At 61.0% G+C, this 11,669-nt stretch carries 9 protein-coding genes; 1 reads left to right on the top strand and 8 read right to left on the bottom strand.

Annotated features, from left to right (window positions below; translation table 11 throughout):
• Positions 1-7: 7 nt before the first annotated feature.
• Genes BN873_RS08830 through BN873_RS08820 form a run of 3 tightly spaced genes read right to left on the bottom strand, consistent with a single transcriptional unit; the run spans position 8 to position 5,252 of the window.
• Positions 8-439 (bottom strand): IS4/Tn5 family transposase DNA-binding protein, encoded by a 432-nt coding sequence (locus BN873_RS08830; RefSeq protein ID WP_048672970.1) that lies wholly within the window; start codon positions 437-439, stop codon positions 8-10.
• Positions 440-497: 58 nt separating this feature from the next.
• Positions 498-3,776 (bottom strand): DUF2309 domain-containing protein, encoded by a 3,279-nt coding sequence (locus BN873_RS08825; RefSeq protein WP_048672968.1) that lies wholly within the window; start codon positions 3,774-3,776, stop codon positions 498-500.
• A 9-nt stretch (positions 3,777-3,785) separates the two neighbouring features.
• Positions 3,786-5,252, bottom strand: a complete 1,467-nt coding sequence (locus BN873_RS08820) for a complex I subunit 4 family protein (RefSeq protein WP_048672966.1) — start codon at positions 5,250-5,252, stop codon at positions 3,786-3,788.
• 312 nt (positions 5,253-5,564) lie between these two features.
• Here BN873_RS08820 and nhaD point away from each other — a divergent pair, with 312 nt between their 5' ends.
• Positions 5,565-6,848 (top strand): sodium:proton antiporter NhaD, encoded by a 1,284-nt coding sequence (gene nhaD / locus BN873_RS08815; RefSeq protein WP_048672964.1) that lies wholly within the window; start codon positions 5,565-5,567, stop codon positions 6,846-6,848.
• A 52-nt stretch (positions 6,849-6,900) separates the two neighbouring features.
• On the opposite strand, the gene BN873_RS08810 is transcribed toward nhaD, so the two are convergent.
• The 5 genes from BN873_RS08810 to BN873_RS08790 all read right to left on the bottom strand — a co-directional run bounded on the left by BN873_RS08810 (position 6,901) and on the right by BN873_RS08790 (position 11,659).
• Entirely contained in the window at positions 6,901-8,808 is a 1,908-nt protein-coding gene (locus tag BN873_RS08810; RefSeq protein WP_082161181.1) for a potassium transporter Kup, read from the bottom strand.
• Between the two features lie 69 nt (positions 8,809-8,877).
• Entirely contained in the window at positions 8,878-10,206 is a 1,329-nt protein-coding gene (locus tag BN873_RS08805; protein ID WP_048672962.1) for an ArsB/NhaD family transporter, read from the bottom strand.
• Between the two features lies 1 nt (position 10,207).
• Complete coding sequence (locus BN873_RS08800) at positions 10,208-10,663, bottom strand: CBS domain-containing protein (protein WP_048672961.1); 456 nt, start codon at positions 10,661-10,663, stop codon at positions 10,208-10,210.
• The gene (locus tag BN873_RS08795; RefSeq protein ID WP_048672959.1) at positions 10,660-11,280 is read right to left on the bottom strand and encodes a Uma2 family endonuclease; all 621 of its coding nucleotides are present in this window, start codon (positions 11,278-11,280) and stop codon (positions 10,660-10,662) included. The genes BN873_RS08800 and BN873_RS08795 overlap by 4 nt, the downstream gene beginning before the upstream one ends.
• A 31-nt stretch (positions 11,281-11,311) precedes the next feature.
• Entirely contained in the window at positions 11,312-11,659 is a 348-nt protein-coding gene (locus BN873_RS08790; RefSeq protein WP_048672957.1) for a phenylpyruvate tautomerase MIF-related protein, read from the bottom strand.
• Positions 11,660-11,669: the final 10 nt, after the last annotated feature.

Here is an 11,669-nt window from a genome sequence, read left to right as displayed (position 1 = left end):
CAGGCCCTCAATCGCTTCGCCATTCAATTCGAGGGCCGCTTGCCACTCTCACTCCACTAACCAAAACCGCATTTACACAAAAAATTTGACAGACTCCGTAGCTCAACCGGCCCAGCCCCGCAATGCCTGGTTGTGAGGTGAAATCCAATGCTGTCGTGTCCTGAATGCACAGCGCCACCGCCTGCCCCGCTATCCGCTCCACCGTCCGCTGCGTATGCACCTCCAGAATCTCCCGCCACTCCAACACCGGATTCTCCAGCAGCCGGTAGGCCGCCTTGGTCTGGGCAAACCCCCCACTCGCTACCGGAATATGTCCACTCGGGTGCGCCCAGAGCCCTTCCATCAGTCGGATCAATCGCTTTGTCCGCCGGGCATCCCCCAACTCCACACCCCCAGTTCTTCTGATACCCAACTCATCCCTATTCCTCAAATACTCCATAGACTACAATATCTTGGAATTGTGGGGAATCGGGTGCATCTGAATCCCGTTCTTGTTCTTATCCTGCTTCCCCAATCAACGCCGGCGGCAGCGGCTCGGTGTGACCTCGATACCAGTCGCCGGAACGGGCGCGCACCGGCAGCGGCCGCACCGGCCCGGCCCACGGTATAAAGCCGTGCGTCGGATCGAAGATCGTAAATTCGCCGCTGTCCGGGTCTTTGGCGATGACATGAATCCAGCCGTTGCCGATCAGCTCACGCAAGCCGGGTTGCCGGCCGTAAATCGCGGCCAGAATCTCGGTGCGCGCCTCAATCACGATCTGCAACCGTACCGGCTCGTGAATCTCGATCATCTGGCGCGGCAGGCCGGTGCGCAGATCGCTGCTCGCGCCTTCCATCACCGCGAACAGGCCGGTCACGTTGTGCGGTGTCTTGGTGCCGCAGCCCAGCCGCTCGTTATCGACCGTGGAAAAGTAATATTCCAGATTGATGCCCGCACCCACCGGCCCCACCGCCAGCAAAATATTTTCCAGCACCGCGCCGGTCGGGTCTTGGGTCGGATCGTAAGAGATCAAAAACGCCCGCCGATCCAGAAACACGCCCTGGCTCATCGTCCGCCTACCGACCAAAGCAGCGGCGTTGGTGGCGTGACCGAGTTCCGGCCGGGCCTGGCTGAAATCCCGCGACCGGCCAACGACATGGCGCAACGCCCGTTCCGGCGCAGGATCACGCGGCGCGGAGGCAAAGCGGCGGCAGCGTTCTTGCGCCGACAGCGCGCAGGCGCGATCCAATTCCGGTTGCAGCGCCCGCAGCGCCTGTTCCGTTGCTGGCGGACCATCGCCGCGGTCGTAAAAGGTAATGAACTCGTCACAGGTGTTGTGCTCGGCCCCGACGAACCAGGTATCGGCTGGCACGGTGATACCGCGCTCGACCAATAATTCCCGCACCACCGGCCGGTTGGCCATCGCCGCGAAGGTGCGCCCGTTCGGCCCGCCGTGCCGCCCACCGCACGCGCCGCAGTCGTAAGCGCCCAGATGCGGGTTGTTCTGGCTCATCGAGCCGTGGCCCATCAGCAGCACGATGGGGGCAAATTGCCGGGTCAGGCCGATGTTGCGCAGCAGGCCCGCCACCCGGTCAGCCTGTTCGGCGTCGGTGAAGCCCAGGCGCGGCTGTTCCGGCGTCGCGGGTGCGGTGGCGTCTACCGCGTTTACCGCCACGACGGTTGGTGCGTCCGGCACCCAGTGCCTGTGGGTCGCGCGGGCCAGCCGCCCCTGCTGGCGCGGCGCGAAAATCTTGCCCGCCAGCACCGGTAACACCGCCGGGGCCAGCGCGTCAATCACCAGCGCCGAAGACCACAGGTTGCGTCGGATGTTCTGGTAGAACGCGCCCAACCGGCCGCGCAAATCCCGCCGCTGGTTATGCAGCGTCAATTCGGCTTCCGCGCCGGGTCGGCCGACTTCGCGAATCTCGTGCGCGGGCGTGACCACTACCGGACACAGCGGCGTCACGCTTTGATCGTCCAGGCTGCGCCAGTTCATCGCCACCCCGAAGAACCCGGCCGCGCCGAAGGTCTCGATCTGCGGGTTGGCTTCTTCCAAATGGCGGCGGATACCTTCCTCGCGGTCGTCGATGCAAAACACCAGTTGCGCTTGTGGTCGCTCTTGCCGCAGCGGCCAGCGCCCGTGATTGTTGGCCAGGGCGTTGATCAAGCCATCGCGGTAATGGTGCTCGTAGGCGTCTTGCCACAGCGCGCCGCGCACCGGAGCCGATAGGGCGTCCAACGGTTCTAGCAGCCGTTCCAGATCGGCGAGCGTCAGTGACCGGATTTCACCGCCGGACAGGCCCAGATGCTGCGCCAGCCGGAACAAGCGCCACGCGCTGCCGTGCACGGTGTGGCTGTCGGCTTCGGCGGCGACCGGACTGTGCAGCCAAGTCCAGATCATATCGGCCAGCGTATCCCAGGCGGCCAGCGGGGCGTGGTGCTCCGCCAGTTCCCGCGCCCGGCTGGCCAGATATTCCGGCAACTGCCCGGCGTATAAAGCGTGTCGCGCCAGCGCCTCCGCCGGTCGCGCCGTGAAATAATCGCGCAAGGCCGGCAGCGTGCCTGCGATAGCCCAATGGTCCCGGCACCACTGCTCGATCCACAGCCGATCCAGACCCAGCCGCACCGCCAGATAATCGACCAGCGCGACCGGGTTTTGCTGATTCGCCGGATAGGCGGGATGCTGTTGTCGCCAGTTCACCATCCCCGACCAGCCCGGCAGTTCCAGCGCCAGCCGCTTGAGATAACCCTCCCAGCGCGTTTCGGGAAGCCCTAAGCACCGCAATTCGGCAATGACCGCTTCCATCGGATCGGTTGGCCAACTCGCCACCGTCTTGCGCCAGTGCGGCAGCCCGGCGAACGACCAGGCCGGATCGCGTTCGATCAATCGCCGCCACGCCGCGTACAAGCCTTCCGCCCGGTCGGGCAGGTTCCAGGCCGCCAAGCCCTCGTCGAGATAGGCGGCGGATAACCGGATCAGATAGGGCCGCACCTGATCGAACAGATCTTGGCCGGTCAAACTCCGCAACACGCCGCGCAGCGTGCTCCCATCGCCTACGTCACCGAACAAACGGTCGAGCAAGGCGGCGGCTTCGGCCTGCATCCGCTTGTGGACGACCGGCCCTTCGGCGTCCGTCTCGCCCGCCTCACGAAACCGCGCCAGCAACGACTTGGCGACATTCAGTTGCAAATCGACCAATTCTTCCGGGTGGAGATCGAAGGCCGGTAGCTGAAAGCCTTCCAGACAAGCCCGCCATAAATCCTCCAGCGCCGCGCCGCTATCGGTCAGACCTTCCCGGCCCGCACTCGCCAGCAAGCGTTGACGGGCAGCATCCGGCACGTCCTCGGCAAACTGGCGGGTCGCCTGCAACTCCTCGATGCGCCAGATCAGATCGTTCAAGGCCAGCGGTTCGACGCCGTACACCAGCGCGATGTGCAGCACCTCGCCCCGGCGAATGGCGCGATCCCCCGTCCGCGCCAGCACCCGTTCAATCTCCAGTTCCGGCCGTTGGGCAAACACTGCCTCCAGATCGGCGGCGACAATCCGATCCGCCCGAAACAGCTTGCGAAAGGCTGCATCGGGCAGATAGGGATGAATCCCAGTCAGCGCTTCGGCGGCGGCCAGCGCCTCCTCGAACGGTAGATGCTGGTAGCCGTGTAGGGTGTTGTGATGGACGAAATTTAGAATCGGCGCTTGCCCCGGCAGGACGTGATCCAGATGAGCGATGGCGTGTTCGACCCGCTGCCGGGGAGTGAGCGGCAGGTCGGTTGCGGGCTGGGCAACGGATGCGGACATGGTGCTCTCCTACGGCAAGCGGCCGAACAGCGCGGCCCATTCGGCGGCCTTGGCGCTGCTCAAAGCCACGATGGGGGCCGGCAACAGGCCCATCAGCAACAAACCCGCCACCAGGGGAACGGCGGCCGCCAGTTCCAGCGGCCGCATGTCCGGCATCTGCGCCAGTTCCGGCCGGATCGGCCCGGCGAACAAGCCGCCGATGGTGCGCACCGCGTAGGCCGCGCTCAACAGCACCCCGACGCTCGCCAGCACCATCAGCCAGCCCCATTGGGCGAAGCCGCCGATTAACACATGCAGTTCGGCCACGAACCCGGCCAGGCCCGGCATTCCCATCCCGGCCAGCAAGGCCAGCGTCATCAGAAAAGTGAAGCGCGGCGTTACCCGCACCAGCGAGCCGTAATCGGCCAACTCGCGGCTGTGGGTGCGCTCGTACAGCAGGCCGACCAGCAAGAACAGCGCTCCGGCGATCAGCCCGTGCGCCACCATCTGCAAGGTCGCGCCCTGCAAGCCAATCTCGTTCAGGGTCGAGATGCCCAGCACCACCACGCCCATGTGGCTGACCGAGGAATAGGCGATCATCGCTTTCAAATCGGTCTGCCGCCATGCCAGCAATCCACCGTACAGAATGCTGACCAGCGCGATGCCGACCAGCAACGGCTGCAACAGCACCGCCGCAGCTGGCAGAATCTCGACCACCCGCAACAACCCGTAAGCCCCCATCTTCAACAGGATGCCAGAGAGCAGCACGCTAACTGGACTCGGCGCTTCGACGTGGGCCAGCGGCAACCAGCCGTGCAGCGGAAAGATGGGGATTTTCACCCCGAAGCCAACCAGAAACGCCAGCAACAGCCACACCTGCTCGTTGCGGGGCAGCGTCACCGCCGCGTTGGCCATGGTGGCCATCGCGAAGGAATGCTGCGGGGTTTCCTGATAAATCATGATCAGGGCGATCAGCATGAAGATCGACCCGCCCATGGTGTACAGCACGAAATTGAGGCTGGCGGCGTGGCGTTTTTCCCCGCCCCACAGGTCAATCAGGAAAAACAGCGGGATCAGGGTCAGTTCCCAGAACATGAAAAACAGCGACCAGTCCTGGGCCATGAATACACCGAGCATGGCGAATTCAAGAATCAACAGCCAGGCGTGATAGCCCTTGACGCTGGTCGTCACCTTATCCGAGGCCAGCAGCGCCACGGTGGTGAGCAGCGTGCCGAGCAACACCAGCGGCAAAGACAGGCCATCGACGCCGAGCGCATAGGACACGCCGATGGTGGAACTCCACACCACCTGTTCGACGAATTGCAGCACCGCCGTGCTCCGGTCGAACGGAACCAGCAGGCTCCACGACAGGAGCAAGGCCAGGGCGGCGTGAAATAAGGCCACCCCGCGAATCAGATGCTGTTGGGCCGCCGGTAATAAGGCAATCAGCACTGCCCCAAAGAAAGGAATCCATAAAATCAGGCTGAGCATTCTCATATTCTTATTATCGTCGCTGAGGGGGTGGAGCCATCACCAGTATATTTTTTTAACTTTTTGAATTTAATGTTAAATATTAAATGTATTTTACGTCAACCGTTTCATTCTGTCAGGCTTATCGAAAGTTGATCGCGCCCAAGCCTCTTAGCGGGATGATAAGAATACAGAAGAAGCTAGCACGTCATCTGGATTTCAGGCTATGGGCTGATGCTCTACTAAGCTATGGGTATCAAGGATTCGGTACACCCTTAGCCCTCATCGGGCTTCCCTCCAGTCAATAGCAACTCTCCCATCCCCCACGAGGATTATTGCATGCTGACTTTGCTGGTCATTGTGTTTGTCATCGCTTACGCAGTTATCGCCCTGGAGCATCCCATCAAGATCAACAAATCAGCCTCGGCGCTGGTGGGCGCAGGACTGCTCTGGACGATCTACGCCTTGGCGGGCGGTGAGTCGCACCAAGTCGGGGAGGAGTTGGGGGAGTCGGTGATGGCCACCGCCCAGATCGTGTTCTTTCTGATGGGGGCCATGACCATCGTTGAAGTGGTGGATGCCCACAATGGCTTTGCCGTAATCACCCAACGCATCCGAACGACGCAGCTCTCCTCGCTGATGTGGCTGGTCGGCTTCGTGACGTTCTTCCTCAGCGCGGTGCTGGATAACCTGACCACCACCATCGTGATGATTTCGCTGATGCGAAAATTGCTGGCCAAGCATGAGGATCGGCTGTTCTTTGCGGGCATCATCGTCATTGCCGCCAATTCGGGGGGCGCGTGGTCGCCCATCGGCGATGTCACCACCACCATGCTGTGGATCGGTGGGCAGATCACGACGCTGGCGATCATGGCGTCGGTCTTCATTCCCGCCGTGCTCAGTATGGTGGTTCCTCTGGCGGTGACGGCGTATCTGCTGCGCGGTAAGCCGGTCGAGTCGCCGCAACTCAGCGAAGGTGATCGCGGCCCACAAACGACAGAGTTTGAACGCAATCTGATGTTCTTTCTCGGTATCGGCATCCTCATCGCCGTTCCCGTGTTCAAGACCATCACCCATCTGCCGCCTTTCATGGGCATCTTGTTTGGCTTAGGCATTCTCTGGCTGGTCGGCGATTTGGTGCATCGCCACAAAGAGGATGAAGAAAAGCAGCACCTGACGCTGGTTCATGCTTTGGGCCGCATCGACATGGCCTCCATCGTGTTCTTCATCGGCATCCTGCTGGCGGTGGCCACCCTGGAGCACACCCATATTTTGACGGCGCTGGCCCAATGGCTGGAGCAGACGGTGGGACGGCAGGATGTGATCGTGCTGATCATCGGTCTGGTCAGTGCGATAGTGGATAACGTTCCCTTGGTCGCCGCGTCGATGGGCATGTATAGCCTTGCGCAGTATCCGACCGACCATTTTCTCTGGGAATTTCTGGCCTACTGTGCGGGAACCGGCGGCTCGATCCTGATTATCGGCTCGGCGGCGGGCGTGGCGGCGATGGGCCTGGAGAAGATTCACTTCTTCTGGTATGTGCGGAAGATTAGCTGGCTGGCGCTGATTGGCTATTTCGCCGGAGCAGGCGCTTATCTGCTCCAGTATCAACTGTTGCACTGACCGCAGGCACCCGCGTACCCCGCCCGCAAGCGGGGCCGGGCGGGTCGCCGGTTTACAACTCCACCTGCGTACCCATTTCCACCACCCGGCCATAGGGGATGCGGAAGAAATCCATCGGCCGGGTCGCGTTGCGAAACAGGCTGGCGAACAGTTTTTCCCGCCACAGCGCCATCCCGGCCCGCTTGGTGGGAATCAGCGTCGCCCGGCCCAGGAAAAAGGTGGTGTCCATCATCTCGAAATGCAGCCCGTAGCGCTCGCACAGCGCCAGGGCGTGCGGCAAGTCGGGATTTTCGGTGAAGCCGTAACGGACCACGATCCGCCAGGCATTGTTTCCCAGCGGATGCACGCTCACGCGCTCCTCGTCTGTCAGACGCGGAATTTCTTCCGATTTTACCGTCAGCAGCATCAGGCGTTCGTGGATGACTTTGTTGTGCTTCATGTTATGCAGCAGCGCGTTGGGCACGCCATCGGGGGTGCTGGTGAGAAACACCGCCGTACCCGGTACTCGCAGGGTGGAACCGGCGTTCAGGCTTTGCAGAAACAAATCCAGCGGCATGGCGTTTTCTTGCAACCGTTGATTGAGCAATTTGCGGCCGTCTTTCCAGGTGATCATCAGGGTGAAAATCGCGCCCGCAATCAACAAGGTAATCCAGCCGCCGTGCGGAATCTTGAGGGCGTTGGCGCTTAGAAAAGCCATTTCGAGCATCAGGAACGCCGCGACCGCCAAGCCGATGCGCAACCAGCTCCAGCCCCAGGCGATGCGGGCCAGGGTCAGCACCAGCAGGGTGTCAATCACCATAGCGATAGTCACCGCGATACCGTAAGCGGCGGCCAGATTGGATGAGGTGTGAAAGCCCAGCACCAGCACGATCACCGCAATCAGCAAGGCCCAGTTGGCGGCGGGCACGTAAATCTGGCCGATGGCCTGATCCGAGGTGTGGCGGATGGCGATTCGTGGGCAGTAACCCAGTTGCACCGCCTGGCGTGTGACGGAAAACACCCCGGAAATCACCGCCTGCGAGGCGATGACTGTCGCTAAAGTCGCCAGAATGACCACCGGATAAAGCAGCCAGGAGGGCGCAAGCAGGTAAAACGGATGGCTGATCGCCGTCGGATCGCGCAGCAGCAGCGCGCCCTGACCCAGATAGTTGAGCACGATGGCGGGTAGCACGAAGGAAAACCAGGCCAAGCGGATCGGCCGCTTGCCGAAATGGCCCATGTCGGCATACAGCGCCTCGCCGCCGGTCACCGCCAGAAACACCGATCCCATCACCAGAAAACCGGTCCAGCGATTGATGGTGAAAAACGTCAGGGCATAGCCGGGATTAAACGCCGACAAAACCTCCGGCGCTTGCACCATGCTCGCCAATCCCAGCAGCGCTACGGTCAAAAACCACAGCACCATGACCGGCCCGAAATACGCGCCCACCCGCGCCGTGCCGCGCGCTTGAATCAGAAACAGCCCCACCAAAATGATGAGGGTGATGGGGACTACATAACGATCCAGCAACGGGGTGGCGATGTGCAGCCCCTCGACCGCGCTCAACACCGAAATCGCCGGCGTAATCACGCCATCGCCATAGAACAGCCCAGCCCCAAAAATCCCCAGTCCGACCAACCAAGCGCGCTGTTGCGCACTGCCCTTGAAGTGGTGGGTGGCCAGCGCCAGTAACGCCAGAATCCCGCCTTCGCCGCGATTGTCGGCGCGCATCACGAAGGTCACGTATTTGACGGAGATGACGACGATCAGCGCCCAGAAGATAAGCGAGAGAATGCCCAGCACGTTGTCGTGGGTGGGGGCTAGGCCGTAGTGGCTGCCGAAGCATTCCCGCATGGCGTACAGCGGGCTGGTGCCGATGTCGCCGAACACCACGCCCAACGCCGCCAGGGCTATCGGCAGGAGACGGGAATCGTGCGGAACGGAATCGTCGGCCGGGAGCGGATCGGCAGGAGCGTTCATCTGCAAAGTTTTGTCGGGAGACGGCCCTGTCCGTCGGGCGTTAGCCAACGGAGACAGGGCCAGGGCACGTTACAAGTAGCGCCATTCCAGGTAATACATGCAGATGAAAATCGACATCAGCATGATCGGGAAAGCGACCAGCGTGTAGCGCATAAAGCGGATCGGCTGACCGGCCCGTTCGGCGAAACCGGCGACTACCAGATTGGCGCTGGCCCCAATCAACGTGCCGTTGCCGCCCAGGCACGCGCCCAGCGACAAGGCCCACCACAGCGGCATGACGCCTTCCGGCCCGCCGAAGGTCGGGGCCATCGCCTTAATCAGCGGGATCATGGTAGCGACGAAGGGAATATTGTCGATGATCGCCGACAGCACCGCAGACGACCACAGGATGACCATTGCAGTGGCTTTCAGATCGCCGCCAGTCATCGCCAGCATTTTATCGGCCAGCAGCTTGAGCAGACCGGTGCTGTCCACGCCATGCACCACGATAAACAGGCCGACGAAGAAGAAAATGGTGATCCATTCCACTTCGTTGAAGGCGTCCAGTACATGCTTGCTCTGATGTTCGGGATCGTGGCCGAAATTGGCCAACAGCAACAAGATGGCTGCGCCGGTCATGGCCACGGTGGCAGCTTCCAGGTGCAACAACTTGGCAAAGACAAAACCCAAAATCACCAGGCCAATCACCGAGAGGCATTGCTTGAGCAAGCGCCAGTCCTTGATCGCCTCGAATTCATTGAACTGCATCACCCGCTGACGGTCTTCGGGGGCGGCTCGGAGATGACGGCCCCAGATGAAATAAATCGGGATCAGGGTTGCGGCCATGACCACGAGGATGACCGGGGTCAGGTTCCAGGCGAAATCGTTGAAGGTCAGGCCGGTAGCGGAACCGATCATGATGTTGGGTGGATCGCCGATCAGGGTCGCCGTGCCGCCGATATTGGAGGCGAAAATCATCGAAAACAGGTACGGATAGGGCTTGACCTTGAGTTCTTCGGTAATCAGTAGCGTCACCGGCACCACCAGCAGCACGGTGGTCACGTTGTCCAGAAAGGCCGAAGTCACCGCCGTGACCAGCGAGATCATCACCAGGATGCCCCACGGGTTGGCGTTGACTTTCTTGGCCGACCAGATCGCCAGATATTGAAAGATGCCGGACTGGCGGGTGATGGCGACGATCAGCATCATGCCGATCAGCAGGCCGATGGTGTTGAAATCGATGCCACGAATGGCGGCTTCTTGATTGAGCACGCCGAGAATGATCATCAAACCCGCCGCCACCAGGGCGACGATGGCGCGGTTGACCTTTTCACTCATCACCACCCCGTAGGTGATGATGAACAAGATGGCGGCGACCCACATATACCCCGTAGAGGCGACTGCTCCTGATTCGTGCATGTTATGGCTTCTCCGCCGTCAATTTTTCGATGACATTCCAGGATGACATCATCCCGACCAGCCGCTGAGTGGTTTTTTCCACCACCGGCACGCTGACATGGCCTTGCAGCAGCAAGAGCAGCGCGTCCATCGCTGAGGAATCAGGATGGAGCACCGGGTCTTTGCTCAACCAGTTGGCGACGACTTCGTTACTGCGCTCACGCAGCCGTCGCGCGAGTTCTGGGGTCTCCTCATTGACGAAACCGGCGTTTGATAAGCCTTCTTTCATCGTCACGGCTTTGGGCAAGGCCAGTTGCAGCAGCGAGTAGATGCTGAAGGTTCCGGCATAACGGCCCTGGTCATCGACCACCGGGATATGGCGCAAATGTTCTTTAATGATGTGCTCGGCGGCGGCGGCCACCGTGTCGGTGAGCCGTAGCGTCACCGGATTGGGATTCATGAGATTTCGAGCGGTCATGGAAAATCCTTGGTTGGGGGAGGGGTCGGCTGAACGGTTGCATCCTGAAAGATCAATCCCCAGTCCACGAGCAGCTCAGGAAACAGGCCGGATGGCAAGCTTCCTGTGGTTTCGTGAATGGCCGGTTTACCGTAAGCCCCGTCGGCGTTCAAAGTGTAGACGATGACGACATGATCGGTGGGATGCACCAGCCACATTTCTTGTACGCCAGCGCGTTCGTAGGCGGCCAGCTTCTGAATCTGATCCTTGGCGGCGGTACTGGGTGACAGAACCTCAATCACCCAATCCGGCGCACCGCGACAGCCGCGCTCATCCAGCTTGGTCGGATCGCAGACCACGCAGATGTCGGGCTGCACGACCGTGGTTGTCTCGTCATCGGGTTCGTTGCGGCGTGGCAGCCGCACGTCGAAAGGCGCGACAAACGGGCGGCAGGGTTTGCCGCGCAAAAAGTTAGCAACCTGCACAAACAATTCACCAACCACGGTTTGATGCGCTAAACCGGGCGTAACTAGCGCGTAAGCTTCACCGTCGATCAATTCCCAGCGTTCATCGTCGGGCCAGCGGCAGTAATCGGCGTAGCTGAAAGATGAGATCGGTTTGTGGAGTGGCTGTCCCATTGAAACCTCCCGCGATAGTGGTCGGTGGACGCTAGCCAAACGTTCCGCTGTCCCAACCCCAGTTTTCGACGCTGACGTTGCTAAAGCCGAGATAAACCCGATCCGGCGGAATGCCGAGTTGTTCTTGCAGGACGCGGCAAACACCTTCGGACAGCTTGCGGTTAACCGCATTGTTCAGACCGCCGATGCTGCGGATGTCGGCGTAGGCGGCGGGTGCTTCCGCACCACCCATCAGCATGGCGGCTTCGCTGACGGCGACCATGACGTAACGTTCCGGTTTGCCGATGCACTCGGCAACGATTTTTGAGAGCGGCGCCAACAGATCGTGGCGTTGCTGGCTAGACAGGCTTGCGGATGTTTGCAAGGTGAGCAGGGGCATAAGATTGACC

Source organism: Candidatus Competibacter denitrificans Run_A_D11 (assembly GCF_001051235.1).
In the GTDB taxonomy this organism is placed as follows: Bacteria; Pseudomonadota; Gammaproteobacteria; order Competibacterales; family Competibacteraceae; genus Competibacter_A; species Competibacter_A denitrificans.
This window is presented reverse-complemented; position numbering and strand designations above follow the sequence as displayed.

Coding starts and splice junctions, on each gene's coding strand:
- nhaD (WP_048672964.1), top strand. CDS start 5,565: ATGCTGACTTTGCTGGTCATTGTGTTTGTCATCGCTTACGCAGTTATC.
- BN873_RS08830 (WP_048672970.1), bottom strand. CDS start 439: ATGGAGTATTTGAGGAATAGGGATGAGTTGGGTATCAGAAGAACTGGG.
- BN873_RS08800 (WP_048672961.1), bottom strand. CDS start 10,663: ATGACCGCTCGAAATCTCATGAATCCCAATCCGGTGACGCTACGGCTC.
- BN873_RS08820 (WP_048672966.1), bottom strand. CDS start 5,252: ATGAGAATGCTCAGCCTGATTTTATGGATTCCTTTCTTTGGGGCAGTG.
- BN873_RS08810 (WP_082161181.1), bottom strand. CDS start 8,808: ATGAACGCTCCTGCCGATCCGCTCCCGGCCGACGATTCCGTTCCGCAC.
- BN873_RS08805 (WP_048672962.1), bottom strand. CDS start 10,206: ATGCACGAATCAGGAGCAGTCGCCTCTACGGGGTATATGTGGGTCGCC.
- BN873_RS08790 (WP_048672957.1), bottom strand. CDS start 11,659: ATGCCCCTGCTCACCTTGCAAACATCCGCAAGCCTGTCTAGCCAGCAA.
- BN873_RS08825 (WP_048672968.1), bottom strand. CDS start 3,776: ATGTCCGCATCCGTTGCCCAGCCCGCAACCGACCTGCCGCTCACTCCC.
- BN873_RS08795 (WP_048672959.1), bottom strand. CDS start 11,280: ATGGGACAGCCACTCCACAAACCGATCTCATCTTTCAGCTACGCCGAT.